The 20,572-nt window shown below is 61.2% G+C and carries 18 protein-coding genes and 1 tRNA gene; 8 read left to right on the top strand and 11 right to left on the bottom strand.

Annotation, left to right across the window (positions count from 1 at the left end; translation table 11 throughout):
- Nucleotides 1–119 precede the first annotated feature (119 nt).
- From rfbB to rfbA, 3 genes are read left to right on the top strand one after another with little or no spacing between them, the layout of a single operon-like run.
- Nucleotides 120–1,124, top strand: coding sequence for a dTDP-glucose 4,6-dehydratase (rfbB, locus tag ABRP64_RS05930; RefSeq protein ID WP_349865806.1), 1,005 nt, complete (start codon nt 120–122; stop codon nt 1,122–1,124).
- 2 nt (nt 1,125–1,126) lie between these two features.
- Complete coding sequence (gene rfbD / locus ABRP64_RS05925) at nt 1,127–2,608, top strand: dTDP-4-dehydrorhamnose reductase (RefSeq protein WP_349865804.1); 1,482 nt, start codon at nt 1,127–1,129, stop codon at nt 2,606–2,608.
- A 2-nt stretch (nt 2,609–2,610) separates the two neighbouring features.
- Nucleotides 2,611–3,459 (top strand): glucose-1-phosphate thymidylyltransferase RfbA, encoded by an 849-nt coding sequence (gene rfbA, locus ABRP64_RS05920; RefSeq protein WP_284819540.1) that lies wholly within the window; start codon nt 2,611–2,613, stop codon nt 3,457–3,459.
- Here the strand turns inward: rfbA and ABRP64_RS05915 are convergent.
- Genes ABRP64_RS05915 through ABRP64_RS05905 form a run of 3 tightly spaced genes read right to left on the bottom strand, consistent with a single transcriptional unit; the run spans nt 3,456 to nt 6,014 of the window.
- On the bottom strand, nt 3,456–4,058 hold the full coding sequence (locus ABRP64_RS05915; protein WP_349865803.1) for an MBL fold metallo-hydrolase: 603 nt from the start codon (nt 4,056–4,058) through the stop codon (nt 3,456–3,458). The two genes, rfbA and ABRP64_RS05915, sit on opposite strands and share 4 nt — an antisense overlap.
- Nucleotides 4,058–5,143 (bottom strand): S-(hydroxymethyl)mycothiol dehydrogenase, encoded by a 1,086-nt coding sequence (locus tag ABRP64_RS05910; RefSeq protein WP_284770763.1) that lies wholly within the window; start codon nt 5,141–5,143, stop codon nt 4,058–4,060. Before ABRP64_RS05910 ends, ABRP64_RS05915 begins: the two co-directional genes overlap by 1 nt.
- Nucleotides 5,144–5,195: 52 nt before the next feature.
- The gene (locus ABRP64_RS05905; protein WP_284783191.1) at nt 5,196–6,014 is read right to left on the bottom strand and encodes a GDSL-type esterase/lipase family protein; all 819 of its coding nucleotides are present in this window, start codon (nt 6,012–6,014) and stop codon (nt 5,196–5,198) included.
- A gap of 151 nt (nt 6,015–6,165) precedes the next feature.
- Here ABRP64_RS05905 and ABRP64_RS05900 point away from each other — a divergent pair, with 151 nt between their 5' ends.
- Nucleotides 6,166–7,788: an AMP-binding protein gene (locus ABRP64_RS05900; RefSeq protein WP_349839380.1), complete on the top strand. Its 1,623-nt coding sequence runs from the start codon at nt 6,166–6,168 to the stop codon at nt 7,786–7,788.
- Here ABRP64_RS05900 and ABRP64_RS05895 read toward each other — a convergent pair.
- From ABRP64_RS05895 to ABRP64_RS05885, 3 genes are all read right to left on the bottom strand, one after another.
- Nucleotides 7,772–8,248, bottom strand: coding sequence for a hypothetical protein (locus ABRP64_RS05895; protein WP_349865801.1), 477 nt, complete (start codon nt 8,246–8,248; stop codon nt 7,772–7,774). The two genes, ABRP64_RS05900 and ABRP64_RS05895, sit on opposite strands and share 17 nt — an antisense overlap.
- An 88-nt stretch (nt 8,249–8,336) precedes the next feature.
- Nucleotides 8,337–8,412 (bottom strand) — tRNA-Thr (locus tag ABRP64_RS05890).
- Nucleotides 8,413–8,554: 142 nt separating this feature from the next.
- A complete protein-coding gene (locus tag ABRP64_RS05885; protein ID WP_284785471.1) occupies nt 8,555–9,754 on the bottom strand; it encodes a DNA polymerase III subunit delta' in 1,200 nt (399 codons plus the stop codon).
- A 37-nt stretch (nt 9,755–9,791) separates the two neighbouring features.
- Here ABRP64_RS05885 and ABRP64_RS05880 point away from each other — a divergent pair, with 37 nt between their 5' ends.
- The gene (locus tag ABRP64_RS05880) at nt 9,792–11,324 is read left to right on the top strand and encodes an adenylate/guanylate cyclase domain-containing protein (RefSeq protein ID WP_349838525.1); all 1,533 of its coding nucleotides are present in this window, start codon (nt 9,792–9,794) and stop codon (nt 11,322–11,324) included.
- A complete protein-coding gene (locus tag ABRP64_RS05875) occupies nt 11,324–12,532 on the top strand; it encodes a DUF418 domain-containing protein (protein WP_349865798.1) in 1,209 nt (402 codons plus the stop codon). Before ABRP64_RS05880 ends, ABRP64_RS05875 begins: the two co-directional genes overlap by 1 nt.
- Here the strand turns inward: ABRP64_RS05875 and ABRP64_RS05870 are convergent.
- Nucleotides 12,525–13,262, bottom strand: a complete 738-nt coding sequence (locus ABRP64_RS05870; protein ID WP_284770755.1) for a hypothetical protein — start codon at nt 13,260–13,262, stop codon at nt 12,525–12,527. The genes ABRP64_RS05875 and ABRP64_RS05870 overlap by 8 nt on opposite strands.
- Before the next feature lie 26 nt (nt 13,263–13,288).
- Nucleotides 13,289–16,282, bottom strand: a complete 2,994-nt coding sequence (gene topA / locus ABRP64_RS05865; protein ID WP_349865797.1) for a type I DNA topoisomerase — start codon at nt 16,280–16,282, stop codon at nt 13,289–13,291.
- Between the two features lie 246 nt (nt 16,283–16,528).
- On the opposite strand from topA, the gene ABRP64_RS05860 reads away from it, so the two are divergent.
- Nucleotides 16,529–17,158: a DedA family protein gene (locus ABRP64_RS05860; protein ID WP_284783204.1), complete on the top strand. Its 630-nt coding sequence runs from the start codon at nt 16,529–16,531 to the stop codon at nt 17,156–17,158.
- Between the two features lie 23 nt (nt 17,159–17,181).
- On the opposite strand, the gene ABRP64_RS05855 is transcribed toward ABRP64_RS05860, so the two are convergent.
- Entirely contained in the window at nt 17,182–17,385 is a 204-nt protein-coding gene (locus ABRP64_RS05855; protein ID WP_005276524.1) for a cold-shock protein, read from the bottom strand.
- Nucleotides 17,386–17,566: 181 nt separating this feature from the next.
- On the opposite strand from ABRP64_RS05855, the gene ABRP64_RS05850 reads away from it, so the two are divergent.
- Nucleotides 17,567–19,939, top strand: a complete 2,373-nt coding sequence (locus tag ABRP64_RS05850) for a DEAD/DEAH box helicase (protein ID WP_349865795.1) — start codon at nt 17,567–17,569, stop codon at nt 19,937–19,939.
- Here ABRP64_RS05850 and ABRP64_RS05845 read toward each other — a convergent pair.
- The gene (locus ABRP64_RS05845) at nt 19,936–20,259 is read right to left on the bottom strand and encodes an Rv3654c family TadE-like protein (protein ID WP_237791613.1); all 324 of its coding nucleotides are present in this window, start codon (nt 20,257–20,259) and stop codon (nt 19,936–19,938) included. The genes ABRP64_RS05850 and ABRP64_RS05845 overlap by 4 nt on opposite strands.
- Complete coding sequence (locus ABRP64_RS05840; RefSeq protein WP_023016597.1) at nt 20,252–20,566, bottom strand: hypothetical protein; 315 nt, start codon at nt 20,564–20,566, stop codon at nt 20,252–20,254. Before ABRP64_RS05840 ends, ABRP64_RS05845 begins: the two co-directional genes overlap by 8 nt.
- Nucleotides 20,567–20,572 lie beyond the last annotated feature (6 nt).

Raw genomic sequence — 20,572 nt, 5'->3', positions numbered from 1 at the left:
CACCCTCTACCGTGCTTTCGGGCCGTACGATCATGTCGTGCGGCCTAGAAGTGCGTGTACAAGCATTTTGGGACTGTCCACGCGCAGAGCTTTTACGGACTGCCCTACACTGGAGACTCATGCACACCATGCTCGTTACTGGCGGCGCCGGCTTCATCGGCGCCAATTTCGTGCGCCTCATGGCCAAGGTGCGCCCAGATACCCGCATCACTGTTCTGGATAAGCTGACCTATGCCGGCAACCGGGATAATCTTGCGGGGATCGATGTGGAATTAGTGGAGGGCGATATCGCGGATGCTACGGTGGTGAATCCGCTCGTCGCCAAGGCGGATATCGTCGTGCACTTCGCCGCCGAGTCCCATAATGATAATTCCCTGCGGGATCCCTCCCCGTTTATCCAGACCAATGTGGTGGGTACCTATACTCTTCTGGAGGCGTGCCGGGCATGCGATGTTCACTTTCACCACGTTTCTACCGATGAGGTCTTCGGGGACTTAGAAATTGGGGCGCATACCAAGTTCACTGAGGAAACCGCCTATGCGCCCTCCAGCCCTTATTCGGCCACCAAGGCGAGCTCCGATCACCTCGTGCGGGCATGGGTCCGATCCTTTGGCCTGCGCGCCACCATTTCTAATTGCTCGAATAATTATGGGCCTTACCAACACATCGAAAAGTTCATTCCGCGCCAAATCACCAATATCCTTTCCGGGCATACGCCTAAGCTCTATGGCAAGGGTGAGCAGGTGCGCGACTGGATCCACGTCGACGATCACAACGCGGCAGTGCTAAAAATCATCGAGGAAGGGCGAATTGGTGAGACGTATAATATCGGCGCTGACCAGCCGGACATCGATAATAAGCGCATCATCGAGATGATCTGCGAAATCATGGGACATACCCAAGGAGGTCGGGCTCTGTACGAGCACGTAGCTGACCGCCCCGGCCACGACCAGCGCTATGCCATGGATGCTTCCAAGCTGCGCCGCGAATTGGATTGGCAGCCCCGTTATACCGATATCCGGGCGGGACTAGAAGATGCCATCGCCTGGTATCGCGATAACGAAACTTGGTGGCGCTCACAAAAGGATTCTGTAGAAGCCCGCTATAAAGAGCAAGGACAGTAATTATGCAGGTACACAACACCGCCATTGAAGGCCTAAGCATCATTGAGTTGGACGTACACGGAGATAACCGTGGCTGGTTCAAGGAGAACTGGCAGCGCGAAAAGCTTGCTAAGGCCGCACCAGATCTGGCTTCGTTCCAGCCGGTGCAAAATAATATTTCTTATAACCGCACCGGTGCCACGCGCGGGCTGCACGCTGAGCCTTGGGACAAGCTCATCTCCGTCGCGCACGGCAAGATCTTTGGTGCCTGGTGCGATCTACGGGAAGGTTCCGCAACCTTCGGCGAAATTGTCACCCATGAAGTGGGGCCAGAGACCGCCGTATTTGTGCCCCGCGGGGTTGCCAATGGTTTTCAAGCCCTCGAGGAAACTTCCTACTCCTACCTGGTTAACGAGCATTGGTCCCCCGAGGCACGCTATACCGGAACCAACCTCGACGCTGTGGAGTGGCCCCTCGAACCACGCGAGGTTTCAGAAAAAGACAAGCAACTGCCAGCGCTTGCAGATGTAGAGCCCATGCCACCCCGCAAAATCCTCGTGACCGGTGCGAATGGTCAGCTTGGCCGGGCGCTGAAACGGGTCCTCAAGAATGCCGAGTTCTGTACCCGCACGGAGTTCGACATCACCAATCCCCCGCAGCGCCAGTGGAAACAATACGAAGCCATCATCAACTGCGCCGCCTACAACGACGTCAATGGCGCCGAGGACGATCGCGCCGCCGCCTGGGCCGTAAACGCCGAGGCGCCAGCCAAACTCGCCCGCATCGCTGCCGAAAACCAGCTGACCTTCGTACACGTATCCAGCGACTACATCTTCGATGGATCCAATGAGCTGCACACTGAAGACGAGATCCCCTCGCCCCTATCCGCCTACGGGGCGTCGAAGGCTGCTGGTGAAACCGCCGCTCAGACTGCACCGCAGCATTATGTTGTGCGCACCTCGTGGGTGTTTGGCGATGGCCCGAATTTCATCGCCACCATGCGCCGCTTCGCCGAAGCGGATAAGGAGCCGAAGGTCATTCATGACCAGCGCGGGCGCCCCACCTTCGCTGAGGATTTGGCCAAGGGCATAGCGCATCTCTTGCGCACCCGGCCCGAGTACGGGATTTATAATATCTCCAATTCCGGCGATACCGTCGGGCGCGATGAAATGGCGATGTCCGTATTCATCGGCCTGGGCCACGACCCCTCAGAGGTCACGCCGGTAAGCACCGAGCAGTATCGGGAAATCGTCGGCCCCGAAGCACCGCGCCCCAAAGAGTCGACACTTGCCCTAGATAAAATCGAGGCCACGGGATTTTCGCCGCAAAATTGGCGGGCAGCCCTCGCCTTGTATCTCGCACTGTACCCTAGCGAACCCAGCGAGCCCAGCGGACCCAGCGGTGCCGGTGAGCCCAGCGATACCGGTGATACCGGCGAGCCTGGCGCCGGAGCAACCGCCGGAACCGCCAAAACTAACGAAAACACCGAGGCCAGCGAGGAGTAGCGATGAAAGGCATAATCCTCGCCGGTGGATCCGGAACGCGGCTTTATCCCATCACTAAGGGCATCTCTAAGCAGCTTATGCCCATCTATGACAAGCCGATGATCTACTACCCGTTAACCACGCTCATCCAAGCGGGCATTCGGGAGATCCTCATCATCACCACCCCAGAGGACGCTGGGGCGTTTCAAAGGCTCTTCGGGGATGGATCCCAGCTCGGGCTGATGATCGATTACGCCGTGCAGCACCGGCCCGAAGGGTTGGCGCAGGCGTTTTTGATTGGGGAGGATTTCATTGGTGATGACAGCGTTGCGCTGGTCCTCGGCGATAATATCTTCCACGGCTTCGGCGGGGAACTAAGCCAGTGCCGCAATCCAGAGGGCGGCATCATCTTTGCCTATGAAGTCTCGGATCCGCAGCGCTACGGCGTCGTCGAATTCGACCAGGCGGGCCAAGCGCTCAGCATTGAAGAAAAGCCGGCCGAGCCGCGATCTAATCATGCCGTCGTCGGGCTGTATTTCTACGATAATTCTGTCATCGATATCGCTAAGTCCATCACGCCAAGCGATCGCGGGGAGCTCGAGATTACCTCCATCAACGAGGCCTACCTGCGCCGCGGCGCGCTAAGTGTGCAGCGCCTCCACCGCGGTAGTGTTTGGCTGGATACCGGCACCGTCGATTCCATGAGCGAGGCCGCCGCCTACGTAGAGGTGATGCAGAAAAGAACGGGCATCATCATCGGTTCCCCCGAGGTAGCGGCCTACGAAGCCGGATTCATTTCCCAGGCGGAGCTGGAAGCGCTAGCCCAGCCCCTCCTCAAATCCGGCTACGGAGAGTACTTGCGCGATTTTTAGTAGCCACGCTCGATGTACTCGTCGATGCGCGCCGCTTCCGCGCCCACCGTCGTGGCATCGCCGTGGCCCGGCAAGACCTTCGTATCATCCGGCAAATTGAATACGACGTTGCGCAGGGATTCGATGATCACATCGAAGTCCGAGTACTTGCGCCCCGTTGCGCCAGGGCCGCCGTTAAACAGGGTATCGCCAGACAAAAGCGTGCCATCGACGTAGAGGACAACACAGCCCGGCGAGTGGCCCGGGGTGTGGTAGACAGTGATCTTCTCACCGTTGATGTCGAACTGGCCGTTATCGGCTAGGTCGATGTAGTGGGCATCGCCATTGGCCTCTTGCCACAGCATGTCATCGTCCGGGTGCATGTAGACATCCGCATCAAAGCGCTTTGCTGCTTCCGGCGCGAGCTCGCAGTGATCGTTGTGGCCGTGGGTCAAGATGATGCCCTCAACCTTGCGATCGCCCACCAACTCTGCCACGGCATCGAGGTCGTGGGAAGGGACACTGGAGGCATCGCCAAGCACGTAGACGTTATTGTCCACGTCCCATTCGCCGCCGTCCAAACGGAACTTTCCGGAAGTTACCGTGCTTTCAATCTGCATTAAAATTCCACCACCGAACGTAGTACCTTGCCGTCCTTCATAGTTTGGAAGGCAGACTCGACATCGTCAAGCGCGATGCGCTCAGAAACAAACTTATCCAGCGGGAAGTTGCCGGCCTTGTGCAGGGCAACGTATGCGGGGAAGTCACGCTCCGGCAAGCAGTCGCCGTACCAAGCCGGCTTGATGGAACCGCCGCGGCCGTAAAGGTCGATGGCCGGGATGTCCACGTGGTCGGTCAGGTTAGGCACGCCCACCATCACCATGCGGCCGGCGTGATCGCGGGAGTAGAAGGCCTGGCGCCACGTCGGCTGGATGCCCACCGCGTCGATGGAAACATCCGTGCCGAAGCCGCCCGTGAGATCGCGCACCGCATCGATAACCTCCTGCTCCGACATGCCCTTCGAGCAAATGGTGTCGGTGGCACCGAACTCGCGCGCCGTCTCCAGCTTGGACTCATCAATGTCTACGGCGATGATCTTCGCCGCGCCCGCCAGCTTCGCACCAGCAATCGCTGCCACACCGACACCGCCGCAGCCGAAGATGGCTACGGACTCGCCCAGCTGGATATCGCCGGTGTTGACGGAAGCGCCCAGGCCAGCCATGATGCCGCAGCCCAACAGGCCAGCAGCGGCAGGATCCATCTCATCAACCTTGGTGCACTGGCCCTCGTGGACCAAGGTCTTCTCCGCGAAAGAACCGATGCCCAGCGCAGGGGTGAGCTCGGTGCCGTCCTCCAAGGTCATGGCCTTGGAAGCGTTGTGGGTATTGAAGCAGTACTTGGGCTCGCCCTTCTTGCAAGCGCGACACTCGCCGCATACTGCGCGCCAGTTCAGGACGACGAAATCGCCCTCCTCCACGTGGGTGACCGCAGAACCTACGGTCTCCACCACGCCTGCCGCCTCGTGGCCCAGCAGGAAGGGGAAAGCGTCCTCGATGTCACCATCGCGGTAGGCCAAGTCTGTGTGGCATACACCGCAGGCCTGCACCCGCACGATGACGTCATTGGGGCCGGGCTCGGGAACGACGATATTTACGGTCTCAACTTCCGCGCCTTTAGAGCGGGCAATAACAGCTTTTACAGTCATGTCCACAACCATACCTACATTTTCAATATGGCCGCGGTAATGAAAATGGTTGCTAGGAAGCCGCAATCACGTTGGCCGCGTGCTCGTGGCCGCGCTGGTTCATGTGGATGGGCAAGTTGCCCGCGCCCGCCGTAAAGTCCACGAGACCTGCCCACATGCGGTCATTCGCATTGGCGCACATGCCGTTATTGCGGGTCGATGGCTTCATGTCCAGGAATTGCACGCCCGTGCGGGCCGCCAGATCAACCTGCATCCACTGCGCCTTGTTTTCGTAGTCCTGAACCATGGGCAGGAAGGTCGAATCCAGCGGCGTCGGGCCAACGTGAACAAGGCAGTAGTGCGGCCCCGAACCGATGGTGGGGTAGCCCACGATCTGGATGCGGGCATTCGGTGCGGCGTGCTTAATCCGTTCAATCTGCGGGGCGGTGCGGTCCGTAAATTCCCGGCGAATCTGATCCATGTTCAGTTCGCGGTGGTTATAGGTGTCGTTGAAGCCGGTGGTAATCAGTACGCGCGCGGTATCTGGGGTCAGCGCGCCCGATCCGATGGCGGCATCCACCTGCTGCCAGATCTGCGGGCCATTGGACATCGACACCGCACCGGAGCAGGAGAAATCGCGCACCGGCAGCCCCATCTTGGCGCCGGCCCGCTTCGCATAGTTGAAGGAGGTGGGGCAGTTTTCCCCGATTACCCGCGTTGGATTGAAGCGGTCCTTCAAGTATTCCCCGCCGTTCGGATCCGCAATGACCGAGTCACCGAAGGAAACGAGATTGCGCTCTGCCGCGCTAGCCTGCGGCGCCGCTACCGCCACGCCCACCACCGCAATCGCGGAAGCGACGACCGAAAATGCCTTGAGTTTTATAGATTTCATTGAGAGACCTTTTCTTCACACCTTGTAACTTAAGTGTATATTAGTCACTCTGGTAACATTTTTCGAGTTAAAAGCAACACTATCTTTTCTTCTGACGATATCGTTCGTAGTTATATTTTCGTTATCTTCTCTTTTCGGAGCTTTCTCTTCCATGAAATTGTCTGATGTTCCCTTCCACGCCTCCGCGCTCAGCCAGTTCTTTCCTGCCCTCTTCAAGTCAGGGCTTATCACCCGGCAAGGCGGGCTTGGCGGGCAGCTCAAGCTCCTGCCCAACCTCGCGCGTTACCGCTTCACCACGGCGCGCGAAATCGAGCAGGCCTATTTAACCTGCCCCGATCGCCTCGCGCTTATCGATGACGATGGCACCCTCACCTACCGCCAGCTGCGATCCCACGCGCAGAATTTCGCCCGCTACCTAGAGTCCTTGGAGCTGCCGGAAATCCGGCTCGGCGTCATGGCCCGCAACGGCCGCGGCATCATCATTCCTTTGGGCGCCAAGGGCTACGCCGGTGCCGGGATCTACCTACTCAATGTCGGTTCTTCCCCAGAGCAGCTCGCCGGCTGCATCGAAGAAAATGGCATTAACGTCCTCGTCATCGATGATGAATTCATCGATCGCGTCGATCCCAACCTCGATATCCCAGTCATCATCGCCCACGATACGGGAGCAAGCGATCTGCCCACGCTCGAGAAAATCGTGAAGAATCCCCTGGATATCGAGCTTCCCACCTTTCCCAAGCACGGCCCCATCGTGCTGATGTCCTCCGGCACGACCGGCATCCCCAAGGGCATCGTGCGCCCTGAGCCGACGTTGCCCGTCGTGCTCGCCTCCATCGTGGGCAATATCCCGTGGCGCGCCGATCAGCGTGTGCAGATGACGGCCTCCATCTTCCACACCTGGGGGTGGGCCTGCATCAATATCGCCTTGGGGCTGCGCAATACCATCGTCACCCGCCGCGTCTTTGAGCCGGAGCAGGTGCTTGATGATGTCCAACGCTACCGCCTCGACGGCATGCTCTCCTCCCCCATCTTTTTCAAGCGCTTGGTGGATCACGATCCCGAGGGTTCCTTCGATACCTCCAGCCTGAACTTCATCGCCTCTGCCGGCAATGCACTTACCCCGCAGGTGGTCAAGGACACCAACGCGCGCTTCGGCCCCATCCTGTGCAACGTCTACGGCTCCACGGAGCTGGCGCTTGCCTCAACGGCCACGATGGAACAAGTCGCAGAAAACCCTGATGCGGTGGGCAAGGTGGCCAATGGCACCAAGCTGCGCATCCTCGATGAGGAGGGCCACCCCGTTCCTCGCGGCGAGGTGGGCGAAATCTACCTCACCAATTCCACCGCCATGACCGGCTATACCAACCCCAAGCTCAAGCTCAATCGGATCGATGGATTGTTGTCGATCGGTGATCTTGGGTACATCGACAAGCAGGGCTTCCTCCACGTCGTGGGCCGGGCCGATGACATGATCATCGTGGGCGGCGAGAATGTCCACCCCCAGTCCGTGACCGAGGTGCTCGAGGCCATGCCCGGCATCGATGAAGTGCACGCGGGTGGTGTGGAGGATAGCGAGACCTTCAGCCGCATCGCCGTCTGGGCGGTGCCTACTGCCGATGCCGCCGGCCGCGAACTGACTGCCGATGCCATCCGCGCCTGGGTGCACGAAAAGCTCGCCGAGCACTCCGTGCCCCGCGATGTGCATTTCTTATCCAAGCTGCCGCGCAATGCCACCGGCAAGGTGGTTCCGCGCCTGCTCAAGCACGGCGATTAAATTTTTCAATGCCCCACCACATCGGTGGGGTAAAGAGCACGGCAATAAGCCAATAAATCAACCAGAAGCTGCCGTTTAGCCCTACCACCGCGATGCTAACTATAAGGATCGCAGCCGTCACCGCACTGGCATATACGGATTTTCTTAAATTATTATCGGACTGATTCCCAGACTCGGTTTTCGACTTCCCGCTGAGCTTCCGATCAACTGCGCGTATGATATCGCCGCCAAAGACCAGCGAAAATGCGATATAAAAAGCTGCGAAACCGTGCATGAATCCCGCTTCGCCGTCATTATGCAGAATGAAAAATGAGAAAATTAACAAGACTATGTCAATAATTGGCGTAGCGATAAAAAATGCCAGTCCAATTCTTGGGGCCTTAACGATGTAGCGGAGAACACCACCCAGAATGAGGCACGCCCAAAAGAGAATTTCTGCTGCGACGGTAGCAATAAGCAATGTATCGTCTGCTCCCTCATCAAGGCCATATGGCCTGCTTCAATTGAAAGAGAGTTTACATTAAGGAAGAAACCCGCACAGATAAAAATGGAGCCGCCTGCGAGAATCGAACTCGCGACCTTTTCATTACGAGTGAAATGCTCTACCGACTGAGCTAAGGCGGCGCGCTACTTAAGCAGCACTGGCGATTCTATCGCAGGGGTGGCGCGGAAAAGAAATCGGTGCCTAGGCCTGGTTTTTGGCGGGCCGGTGTTAAACTCCGGCCCGATACTAGCGACGGTCCCGGTACTAGACAGCCCCCCAGCGCTAAAGGCAGGCCCGCCGCAGCCTGCCCACCAAGCCGTCGAAGGCAATCTGCGTACCTACGTTCTGGGTCAGCTGCTCGCGGCAATAAGAAATGGCGGACTGGCACTCCAAGAGGCCCTCCTCGTTCACCCGCTGCGCCAGCTCGCCAGATAGCCCCGCGAAATCCGGGTGGGTCATCTCCACCTGCGCGCCCACCTTTGTCATCAGCGCGTCGCGGTAAATTCCGGAGAGATCGACGAGCACTAGGTCGAGGTTATCGATGACCCGTCGCTTCGCCCGCTTCTTGTGCTGTTCTTGTAGGTCCTTGATGGCGGAGCGGGCATCACGCTGCGCCTTCGCCGCGCCCTTGCCCTTCGCGCCCACGCCAAAGGTATTTTCCAGCTTGGCCAGCTCCGCTTCTTCTTCCTCCTTGTGCGATTCCTTCGCGTCCGCATCCACCAGCTTGAGAAGCGAGGTCACCGCCTGAAAGCCCTGGGATTCGTGGAAGATGTCCTCGGCCAGGTTGATGGCCACAGCGCGGCGTTTTTGCACCGTCGGCTCTGCCACCAAGTGGCGCGCCCTGCCCACGTGGCGCAGGGAAGTGACGGCGGCGAGGCGGGCATCGTGATCCGAGGCGCCTTCGCTCACCAGCTGGGCAACGATATTGTCCACCGACGGCGAGGGGATGTACAGGTGCCGGCAGCGCGAGCGCAGGGTCTGGGAGAAATCCTCGGGGGCATCGGAAGGCGCGCACATGATAATCACGGTGCGCTCCGGCGGCTCCTCCACCGTCTTGAGCAGCGCGTTGGCGCCGTTATTGTTGAGGCGATCCGCGTTATTGAAGATCACCACGCGCCACGGGGCGACCGTGGGCAGGCTCGCGGCGCGCCCAATGACCTCTCGCACCGTATCCACCGGGATTATGACCTCCTGCGGGTCCACCAAGACCAGGTCCGTGTGCTGCTTGGTGCCTAGCACGGCGCGGCAGGCCTCGCATTTTCCGCAGCCCGGTTCCTCCGGATCCGTGCACATGAGCGCGGCCGCGAAATCGATTGCGGCCAAGGAACGCCCCGAACCGGGCGGGCCGGTAAAGAGCCAGGAATGGCTCATCGCCCGCGGATCTGCCCCCGGCATCCCCCGCGCCGCCCGCGCGGCACCCAAGATAGTGCGGGCCACACCTGGGGTATCTGCCAATCGTTGCGCAACGCTTCCCGTATTCACTCGCTCTAGCCTACTGGTCTTACTACAGTAAGTAGTTATGAACAGACTATTGCGTGGCGCTCGTTGGCTTATGGGAACCCAATGGCCGGTATACGCTGCCTTGGTCTTGGGCGCCAATCTCATCGGCGCCATCGCGATCATGACCTTCATCCTCTATTTCCTGCCCATGCCGGAAATCGAGGACTTTGCCGCCGAGCTGCCCAACCTCAAGGGCGTGGCGGCGGTCTACCTCATCTTTGCCGTCATCATCGGCATCGCCGCTACCCTGCTGCTCTTCCGCCCCGTGCTGGACTGGCAGCGCAATCCCGATGCGCACGATCCAAATATGGTGCGCACCCTCGTACTGCGCATCCCTGTGTACCAATCCCTGGTCGCGGCCGCGGTCTGGCTCATCGGCATTATCCTGACGGTGGTTATCTCCAGCGGGCAGTCCGGGCGTCTCGGACTCGTCGTGGGGGTCTCCACCACCCTGGCGGGCCTAGTGGTCATCATCTTGACCTACCTGCAGGCAGAGCGCCTCGTGCGGCCCGTCGCCGCGCAGGCCGTCGCCCGCCGCTTTGAAGATTCCACCGTCGAACCGCCCATCAAGTATCGCCTCTTTTCGACCTGGCTGATGACCTCCGGGGTGCCGCTACTCGGCATCGTGTTGGTGCTGCTGGGGCAGCACACCGGGCTCTTCTCCGGCGATACCAGCGAAATCATCCCGGCCATCGTGGCACTGGCCCTCACGGCCTTGGCCACTGGGTTTATCGGCACCAGCTTCGCCATCATGAGCGTGGTCGATCCCATCGTGGAATTGCAGGATGCGATCAACCGCGTGCGCCGCGGCGAGTCCGATGCCGAGGTCGATATCTACGATGGATCCGAGCTCGGCGTCCTGCAGGCGGGATTTAATGAGATGATGCGCGGGCTGCGCGAGCGCCAACGCGTCCGCGATATCTTCGGCCGCTACGTGGGCACCGAGGTGGCCCAGCGCGCCCTTGATGAGCGCCCCGAATTGGGCGGGGAGGATCGGAAGGTCGCGGTGCTGTTCATCGATGTCATCGGTTCCACCACCTTCGCGGTCAACCACTCCCCCGAAGAAGTGGTCACGGAGCTCAATAAATTCTTCGAGCACGTCGTGACGGTGGTGCACCGCAATAAGGGCATCATCAATAAGTTCCAAGGCGATGCCGCCCTCGCCGTCTTTGGCGCGCCGCTCAACGTGTACGACTCGACTTCGATGGCGCTGCAGGCCGCCCGCGAGCTGCGCGGGGAATTGCGCGGGCTCGAGCTGCAGGCCGGCATCGGCGTCGCCTCCGGCCACGTGGTGGCAGGCCACATCGGCGGCGCGGATCGCTTCGAGTACACCGTCATCGGCGATGCCGTTAACGAGGCCGCCCGCCTGACCGAAATGGCCAAGGACACCCCCGGCCAGGTCCTGACCAACGCTGCTACCTTAAAGACCGCCAACGAGGCCGAGCAGGCCCGCTGGACCGTCATGAAATCCATCGAGCTGCGCGGGCGCCGCCGCATGACCCAGCTGGCGCGCCCCATCCGCGCCAGCCTGGCAGAAAGGTGCGAAATCTAATGGCCAGCACCCGCCTCATCGTGCCCGACGCGGCGCGCGGAATGGCGCTTTTAGGCATCGCGATAGCGAATATGACCACCGCGTGGATCATCACCGAGAATCGCCCGGGCGCGTATTTCGGCGGCATCCTCGATGACAGTGTGCTCGATAAAATCGCCGTCGTCTTCGGTGCTTTCTTCGTGCACAACCGCGGCCTGCCCATGTTTTCTACCCTGCTGGGCTTCGGCGTGGGGCTTATTGCGATGAGCCTGTGGCGGCGGGGATTTCCGCTGGGGGAGGCAAGGAGGGTCATCGCCAAGCGCTATGGCTTCCTCGCGCTGTTGGGCGCGGTGCACATGGTGCTGCTGTTTTGGGGCGATATCATGTTTGTCTACGGCATTGCGGGCATAGTCATTGCCCTGCTGCTCACGCTGCATAATTCTACGCTGCGCAAGATTTCTTATATCGCGCTCGGGGTGCTGACGATGCTCGGCATCGCCGCGTTTATTTTCTCCGCGGTGGACGGCGGGCTCGATATCCCCGTCGATGCCATTGGCACGGTGAATTCCTACGGTGACCTGCTGCTCAGCCAGCTTCTCACCCTGGGCGCGCAGATCATCTCCGCCCCACTCATCGTGCTGATGTACCTGCCGGTCATGCTGGTGGGCTTTGTGTGGGCGCGCGAGGGCGTGCTTGCCGATGTCCCCTCTCACCGCCCCCAACTCCTGCGCTGGGTGGCCATCGCCGCCGCCGTAACGCTGGTCATTGGCACGCTGTGGTCTTTGGGCACCCTCGGGGTCATTGATGAGCGTTGGGCGAACGCCGCCAGTAGCGCCAATTCCACCCTCGGCGTGCTAACCGGGCCGGGAATCCTCGCCGGGCTCGCCCTTATCTTGCAGCCCGTGCAAGAGCGCCTAGCAACCGGTGCCTCCGTGCCCGCGCTCTTGTGGCCCTTCGTCGCGCTGGGGAAACGATCCATGAGTGGTTATGTGGGCCAGTCGATGCTGTTTTTCCTTATCGTGCACCCCTTCACGCTGGACTACGGCCACGACTTAGGAGCCTTCGGCCAAGCCGGGCTCGCCTGCGGCGTGTGGCTGGTCACCGTGATTGGCGCGTGCGTGCTCGAAGCGCTGGGCCTGCGCGGGCCCTTCGAGGTGGTGCACCGCCGGCTGTCTTATGGCCCGAGCATGCAGCCGGAGCGGAGCTTGCCTAGGCAGGGCCTTACCTAGACAGGGCATCGACTAGCAGGAAGTGCCCGAGGGCCAAGGCACCAGCCTCCGCCGCGCCCACTGCTCTGGCCGCCTTCGAGGGCTTGGCATGTTTCTTGTCCTTCTGAGACCCGGCTGCTGCTATTCGCGCTCGCAGCGCAGTCAGGCCTTCCGCCGCGACCAAGAGATTGGCGCCGTGGCTCAAGCCCTTCGTCGCATCGGTGCGCAGGCGCGGATCGCCCGCCAGCGCCGAGGTGGTCAGCACCGCCGCGCCGCCCACCGCTACCGCGGTCCGAGTGGGCTGCTTGCGCGTGGCGACGAGCGCCGCCGCCCACGCCATGGCGCGCAGGCCCCAACCGCGGGCATCGTTGCGCGCGCCGCGCCGATAAAGCACCCACGAATACGCCGCGTGGCTAGCGGTAACGCCTGCCACCCCAAGGAGGGAGGGGCGGTGCAAGCGGCGCGACTTTTCCACCTGGCCCACCGCGCCGGCCAGCAGTGCGGGGCTCAGGGTGGGGTTTTGCGCCTCCGCCGCCAAAAGGGGCAAAAGCGGCGCGCTTGTGATGGTGTGGGCCTTCTTCCAGCCAAAGAGGCGGGCCCATACCGTGGATTCACCAAGCGCCAGGTACGCGAAACGCCGCCAGCCCCGCGGCGTGCGCCGGGCTGGGTCGGTGACATCGGCAAAGGTTTCGGACACCGCGCGGGTCAAGGCCGCGGCGCCTTCCTCGGTGCGGGCAAGAAAATCATTCATGCCCGCCACCTTACTAATTTCTTCGCTTATTTCTTCCGCGAGCCGGCCTTCACCACGTTCTTCGTGCCGGGCGAAGGCTTCGAGCTGGATTTCTTAGCCGCCTTCTTCGCGCCCTTCTTAGTGGCCTTCTTGCTGGACTTCTTGGTCGCCTTCTTCGTCGATTTCTTGGTCGACTTCTTTGTGCTCTTCTTAGAAGACTTCTTCTTCGTCTCCCCAGAGGCCTCTTTGGCGCGGCGCTCGGAAAGGAGCTCGTTGGCGCGGGCATCGGTAAGCTGCTCCGGATCGTCGCCGCGGCGCAGGGACGCATTGGTGGTGCCGTCCGTAACGTACGGGCCGAAGCGGCCATCCTTAACGGTCATAGGCTTGCCCGAGACGTCATTATCGCCGAGTTGCTTGAGCGGCGGCTGTGCGGCCGCGCGGCCACGGCGCTTCGGCTCCGCATAAATGCGGCGGGCCTCATCCAAGGTGATGCTAAAGATCTGCTCTTCCTTAGCCAGCGAGCGCGAATCCGATCCCTTCTTCAGGTAGGGGCCGTAGCGGCCGTTTTGGGCAGTGATCATCTCCCCGTCGTCCACGCCCACCTCGCGCGGCAGGGACAGCAGCTCAAGGGCCTGTTCCAGCGTGACGGTCAGCGGCTCCATCGAGCTAAAGAGCGAGGCCGTGCCCGGCTTCAGCTTCTCATCAATGTAGTCATTGATGCGCTTTTCCTTTTGCTTCGCGGCCGTCTTGGTCTCCCAATTCTTGGCGCGCTTGCCTTCCTCGGCGCGCTGCTTATCCTCTTCTGCGCGCTCCTTCGCGACGATCTCCAAGGCCTCCGCCTCGGCCTTTTCCCGCTCATCATCGCGGACGACCTCGGTGACATAGGGGCCAAAGCGGCCTTCCTTCGCCACCACCATGCGGCCGTTTTCGGGATTCTCGCCCAGCTGGCGCCCGCCCTGCGAGGTGGCGAAGAGCTTTTCCGCCAGCTGTTCATTCAGCCCGTCCGGGGTCACGGTTTCAGAGAGGTTGGCGCGCTGATATTCCACGCTGCCGTCCTCGTTGGTGCCGATCGCGCGCTCGATATAGGGCCCGTAGCGGCCGACGCGCACGAAGACCTCGCGGCCCTCCGAATCGGTATAGAGCTTCAGCGAGTTGACCTTGCGGGCATCGATGGCCTCGAGGTTGACATCGATAAGCGATTTCAGCCCGCCATGCCGCGCGATGGAGGCCGCCTTGTGCTCGTTGGCCTCAGCGTTGCCAAAGTAAAAGCCGTTCAGCCAGTCCGTGCCATCCTCCGTTCCGGTGGCAATCGAGTCCAGCTCATCTTCCATGGACGAGGTGAAGTCATAATCCACCAGCTCGGTGAAGTTTTCTTCCAAGAGGCCCACGACGGCGAAGGCTACCCACGAAGGCACTAGGGCGTTGCCGCGCGAGACCACGTAACCGCGGTCTTGGATGGTCTTGATGATGGAGGCATACGTCGACGGGCGCCCGATGCCCAAGTCTTCCATCTTTTTCACCAGGCTCGCTTCTGTATAGCGCGCCGGCGGGTTGGTGGAGTGGCCTTCTGCCGATACCTCTTCGGCCTTCAGATCGCGGCCCTCCTCCAGGTGCGGCAGGCGGTTCTCGCTCTTCTTGCTCGTATCCTCGTCGGCGCCGTAAGCCTTCAAGAAACCCGGGAAGGTAATGGTGCGGCCGGTTGCGGAGAACTCGACGTCATAGGTGCCGTTATCCGTGGTCGCGGTGCCAGCCACGGCCACCTTCATGGAGGTGCCCTTAGCATCGGCCATCTGCGAGGCCACGGTGCGCTTCCAAATCAGGTCATAGAGCTTAAATTCCTCCGCATCCAGCTGGCTAGACAGCTGGCCCGGGGTGGCAAAGGACTCACCGGCGGGGCGGATCGCCTCGTGCGCTTCCTGCGAGTTTTTGACGCGGCGGTCATAAACGCGCGGGGAATCCGAGACGTATTCTTCGCCATAAATGCTGGTGGCGGAGCTGCGCGCGGCGTTCAAACCCTGCTTAGACAGCGAAGAGGAGTCCGTACGCATATACGTAATGTGGCCGTTTTCGTAAAGGCGCTGTGCAATGCGCATCGTACGCTCAGAGGTAAAGTGCAGGCGCCGGCCCGCCTCCTGCTGCAGCGTCGAGGTCATAAACGGCGCATAAGGCTTGCGGGTATAGGGCTTGTGTTCTACCCCGGACACGGTCATGCCCGCGCCCTGCAGGGCCTTTTCCAAGGCCTCCGCCTGCGGCTGGGTGATGACGATGACGTCCTTGGTCTTCACGTTTCCGCGATCGTCGAAATCACGGCCCACAGCCACGCGCTTGCCATTAACGGCGGTCAGGCGCGCGTCAAAGGCCGACGGGCCCTCGCCGCTGCCCGCCCCCGCGTCCAGGGTGGCGAGCAAATCCCAGTAATCGGCGGAGATAAACGCCATGCGCTCGCGCTCGCGCTCGACGATGACCCGCGTGGCCACCGACTGCACGCGCCCGGCCGAAAGCCGCGGCATGACCTTCTTCCACAGCACGGGCGAGACTTCGTAGCCGTAGAGGCGGTCGAGGATGCGGCGGGTTTCTTGGGCATCAATAAGGTCATAGTCCAAGTCGCGGGTGTTTTCCGCCGCCTCCAAGATGGCGGACTTGGTGATCTCATTAAAGACCATGCGGCGCACCGGCACCTTGGGCTTTAAAACCTCCAATAGGTGCCAAGCAATGGCCTCGCCCTCGCGGTCCGGGTCTGTTGCCAGCAAGAGGCTATCGCACTGCTTCAGCTTGGATTTGAGGTCAGCGACCTTTTTCTTTTTATCCGGGCTGACGACGTAGAGCGGGGCGAAATCATCTTCCGGGTTAACACCCAAGCGGGCCCAAGATTCTTTCTTGAACTTCGCCGGCACGTCGGCAGCGCCCCGCGGGAGATCGCGGATATGCCCTACGGAGGCCTCCACGATGTAGTTATCTCCCAGGTACGGCTGGATCTTCTTCGCCTTAGTTGCCGACTCCACAATCACTAAAGTTTTGCCCGGCTCGGCCGCTTCTGCCACTTCGACTTCATCCCTTTCGATGATGCGAACATTAAAATTTGTGCGCTTTCAGCAATCGCCCCTAGCGTACACAGGTGGTTTATACCGTTCTTCGCACCATATACTCGGTAACACCAAAAGGCTTTGTAGGGGGCGCTTCGCACCCCCACCGAACCGGTCTATACTGACCTTTTTAGAAAGTCCAGCAGCTGTGAAAGCATTGTTGGGGACGATAGCACACCCACAACACACCCCGTGGAGGATTAGATGGTTGACACAGTAACGATGTGGATTGAAGCCATCATGGGCACGGAGTGGGTTTATCCAATCGTGGGCCTGCTCATTTTCGGGGACTGTTTCTTTCCAGTGCTCCCCTCTGAAATCCCGCTGAATATGGTCGGCGCTTGGGCCGGTTCGCAGGGATTTCCACACCTGCCCACCATGTTCTTTGTGGCGCTCGTAGCCGCCATGTTGGGTGATAACCTGTGCTTTTTGCTGGGCACGCGGTTTATGCCATTGCTTAACCGCATTCAAAAGGGAACGAAGGCCTACGAGGCCCTCACCTGGGTAAAACGCAATGTACGCCGCGGCGGTGGCGCGGCCATTATCATTGCCCGCTTTATCCCCTCGGCCAGGCTCTTTATGACCATTTTGCTAGGGTCAATGCGCTTTCCCTGGCCGGTCTTCCTCTTCTTCGACACCATTGGCGTGATGCTCTGGGTATTCCAGGCCTTGGCCATTGGTTATGTGGGCGGCATGGCGTTCTCCGATACCCCACTGTTTGCGATGGTTATCAGCATTATCGCCGCCGTATTCATCGGCTTCGGACTACAAAAGGCCCAAAACAGCATCACTGAGTGGTGGGATACCCGCCGCGGCTACGCCGAAACGCCCTAGGGCGATTAAAACCCTAGAGGGCGTTAGAGAATGGAAACGGCCTGCGCCTGGTCGCCCTTCGGGCCGGATCCAACCTCGAAGCTGACCTTCTGGTTTTCTTCCAAGGTGCGGAAGCCGCTGCCCTGAATTTCGGAGTAGTGCACGAAGATGTCTCCGCCGCCGTCCTCGCGCTCGATGAAGCCGTATCCCTTTTCGGAGTTAAACCACTTAACGGTTCCTTGTGTCATGGTGAACTGAGTTCCTTTTCTTAAAGAGGTAGCGCGCATTGCCGCGCCGGTAGTTATTCGGTAAATGGGTCCTCGAGCAGTACCGTGAAGTATAAAACCGCACCAAGACAACATTGGCCTGTCAACAGTGTGACACGTTCCACGCCAAAGCGATAGATTTAACTCACAAGGGGGTAAAAAATTGTCTCACCCGGCGGGCAACAACCCCATTGGTGAAGAGCTCCTAGACCTCATTCAACGGCGCCTTTCTGAGTCCACCCTGACGTTTCACACCACGCTCCCGGCAAAGCGGGCGCGCTACGCCGAATGGCCAGAGTGGGTGCTGCCGGGGTTGAAGGAGCAGGTGGTAGATGGGGGCATCGGCAAGCTCTATGCGCACCAGGCCGAGCTCGCCGAATGCGCGTGGCAGGGCCGTGACGCAGTAATTTCCACCGGCACCTCGTCCGGAAAGTCTTTGGGCTACCAGCTGCCCATCCTCACCCGGCTGGCAAAGGATCAGACCGCGTGCGCGCTCTACCTCACCCCCACCAAGGCCCTCGGATCGGACCAGCTGCAGTCCGCGCTTGAGCTGTGCCGCGGGATTCCGGAGCTCAAGAACGTGGTGCCCGCACCCTATGACGGCGATACGCCCCAGGAGTCGCGGGCGGGCGTGCGCGAGCATTCGCGCCTGGTGTTTTCCAATCCCGATATGGTGCACATGTCCATGCTGGCCGCGCACGCGCGGTGGGCGCGGGTGCTGCGCCACCTGGAGTTCATCGTCATCGATGAATGCCATTCCTATCGGGGCGTATTCGGCGCCAATGTGGCCCTGGTGGTGCGCCGCCTGCTCCGGCTGTGCCGCCATTATGGATCGCGGCCCACCATCATTTATGCCTCCGCAACCATGAATGATCCGGCGCGGCATGCCGAGCGCCTCACCGGCCGCCCGGCGCACGCGATTACTGAGGATTCCGCCCCCACCGGTGCGCGCACGGTCGCGCTCTGGGAGCCTGGGTTTTTAGAGGGTGCGGAGGGCGAGCACGGCGCCCCCGTGCGACGCGCGGCCACGACTGAGGCCGCCGAGATGATGGCAACCTTCATCGCGGAAGGCGCCCGGACCATGGCCTTTGTGCGCTCCCGCCGCTCCGCCGAGGTCGTGGCGATGGTAGCCGCCGAGACCCTCTCCGGCAGTTTGGGCCGGCCGGATTTCGCACAGCGCATCGCCGCCTACCGCGCAGGTTACTTAGCCGAGGACCGCCGCCGGTTGGAGCAGGCGCTTGACGATGCCTCCCTATTAGGCGTTGCCACCACCTCCGCCCTCGAGCTGGGCATCGACGTCGGCGGGCTCGATGCCGTGGTTACCGCCGGGTTTCCGGGCACCGTGGCCAGTTTTTGGCAGCAAGCCGGGCGCGCCGGCCGGCGTGGGCAAGGCTCGCTCGTGGTGCTTGTCGCCCGCGATGAACCCATGGATACCTACCTGGTGCACCACCCCGATGCTCTCTTGGGCAAGCCGGTGGAAGCGAGCGTGTTTAACCCCACGAACCCCTATATCCTCTTTGGCCATATCTACTGCGCGGCGGTGGAAAAGCCGCTGGATGATGCAACCATTGCTGAGTGGGGTGCCAGCGATGTCATCCACCAGCTTGCAGAGCAGGGCCTCGTGCGCCGCCGCGAGCGCGGGTGGTTTGCCGTACCCATTCCCGCCTCCAGCGCGGAAGAGCTCTCCCCGGAGACCGCCCACTCGGCGGTATCGCTGCGCGGCGGGGCGGGCGAGGAGGTCATGATCGTGGATGCCTCCGATGGGCGGCTACTGGGCACCATCGATGCAGCGCGCGCGACCAGCCAGGTCCACCCCGGCGCGGTCTACCTGCACCAGGGCGAAAGTTTTGTCATCGAGGAGCTCCTCCTATCCGATTATGTGGCACTCGCCCGCCCGGAGACCCCCGAGTATTCGACCACCCCGCGCTCTACTACGGATATTCGCATCGTGCGCGAGGCCGATAACCTGGTCAATTATTCCCCGAGCCTGTGGGTGGCGGACGTGGAGGTCGAGGTCACCGACCGCGTCACCGGGTACCAGGTGCGGCTTGCCAATGGCACCATCGGCGACGATATCCCCCTCGATCTCCCCGAACAGCGGCTGACCACCCGCGCCGTGGCTTATACCATCGACCCGCTGGCGCTTTCTGCGATGGGCATTACCGCCGCCGATATCCCCGGCACCCTCCATGCGGCCGAACACGCCGCCATTGGGCTGTTGCCGCTTATCGCTACCTGCGACCGCTGGGATATCGGCGGCGTATCCACCGCATTGCACGCGGATACGCAGCTTCCCACCGTCTTTGTCTACGACGGCCACCCCGGCGGCGCCGGGTTTGCCGAAGAAGGCTTTCGCCGCTTCCCCGAGTGGATCGCGGCCACCTTTGAGGCGGTGCGCTCCTGCCCCTGCGAGGCCGGGTGCCCATCGTGCGTGCAATCGCCCAAGTGCGGCAACGGCAATAACCCACTAAGCAAGGACGGTGCCATCAAGCTGCTCGGCGAGCTCGTCACCATGACGCAGGAATCCGCGGTTTAAACAGGGCCCGCCTTGGCCGTGGCGCTCTGGCCGCGCACCGCGGCAACGGCGATGATATCGGGCGCATTGTCGGTGCATTCCTCGAGGCTCGCGCCGTTATCCCGCGCGGTGCTTTCTGCGGCCGCACACGCATCCTTGCCGGTGGCCAAGGCCCACGCGCCGGCCACGGCGGCAAGGTCCGCGGCTACCTGCGCTTCGTGGCGCGCGGTCACGCGAGACCCCACCGCCGCGATGACCAGCAATAAGCTGATGATGGCGACGATGATTCCGGTGGCGGCGATGGTGGCGTACCCGTCCTCACCGCGGAGTTTGCTAGTCATTGCCGGCCACCTCCGCGGGAAAGACCGCTTCCGCGCTCATGGTGCCGATGGGAGCATCGACGCTTACCGATGCCCTGATAAGCCCCGCGCTTTCCTGCACGCTTACCCGGGCATCCTCGCGGGCCGGTTGGTACTCGACGCCGATGGCGTGCGACCTAGCCGCCGCGCCCGCCATGTCCACCGCCGCGATATAGGACGCCATCGTCGCGATCGCACCGATAATGCCCGCCGCCACGAGGACGAGGGAGCTTAATGCCAGGGCGGCTTCGATGGTCACGGAACCATCGTCATCGACTACCGTGCGCATGATTCC

The organism is Corynebacterium sp. KPL4015 (assembly GCF_040225725.1).
GTDB lineage: Bacteria > Actinomycetota > Actinomycetes > Mycobacteriales > Mycobacteriaceae > Corynebacterium > Corynebacterium rhinophilum.
This window is presented reverse-complemented; position numbering and strand designations above follow the sequence as displayed.

Bases quoted from the DNA above. Each gene is read 5' to 3' on its own strand.
- rfbB (WP_349865806.1), top strand. From the start codon at position 120: ATGCACACCATGCTCGTTACTGGCGGCGCCGGCTTCATCGGCGCCAAT.
- ABRP64_RS05880 (WP_349838525.1), top strand. From the start codon at position 9,792: ATGAACAGACTATTGCGTGGCGCTCGTTGGCTTATGGGAACCCAATGG.
- ABRP64_RS05900 (WP_349839380.1), top strand. From the start codon at position 6,166: ATGAAATTGTCTGATGTTCCCTTCCACGCCTCCGCGCTCAGCCAGTTC.
- ABRP64_RS05860 (WP_284783204.1), top strand. From the start codon at position 16,529: ATGGTTGACACAGTAACGATGTGGATTGAAGCCATCATGGGCACGGAG.
- ABRP64_RS05910 (WP_284770763.1), bottom strand. From the start codon at position 5,143: ATGACTGTAAAAGCTGTTATTGCCCGCTCTAAAGGCGCGGAAGTTGAG.
- rfbD (WP_349865804.1), top strand. From the start codon at position 1,127: ATGCAGGTACACAACACCGCCATTGAAGGCCTAAGCATCATTGAGTTG.
- ABRP64_RS05875 (WP_349865798.1), top strand. From the start codon at position 11,324: ATGGCCAGCACCCGCCTCATCGTGCCCGACGCGGCGCGCGGAATGGCG.
- ABRP64_RS05840 (WP_023016597.1), bottom strand. From the start codon at position 20,566: ATGCGCACGGTAGTCGATGACGATGGTTCCGTGACCATCGAAGCCGCC.
- ABRP64_RS05870 (WP_284770755.1), bottom strand. From the start codon at position 13,262: ATGAATGATTTTCTTGCCCGCACCGAGGAAGGCGCCGCGGCCTTGACC.
- ABRP64_RS05905 (WP_284783191.1), bottom strand. From the start codon at position 6,014: ATGAAATCTATAAAACTCAAGGCATTTTCGGTCGTCGCTTCCGCGATT.
- ABRP64_RS05915 (WP_349865803.1), bottom strand. From the start codon at position 4,058: ATGCAGATTGAAAGCACGGTAACTTCCGGAAAGTTCCGTTTGGACGGC.
- ABRP64_RS05855 (WP_005276524.1), bottom strand. From the start codon at position 17,385: ATGACACAAGGAACCGTTAAGTGGTTTAACTCCGAAAAGGGATACGGC.
- rfbA (WP_284819540.1), top strand. From the start codon at position 2,611: ATGAAAGGCATAATCCTCGCCGGTGGATCCGGAACGCGGCTTTATCCC.
- ABRP64_RS05845 (WP_237791613.1), bottom strand. From the start codon at position 20,259: ATGACTAGCAAACTCCGCGGTGAGGACGGGTACGCCACCATCGCCGCC.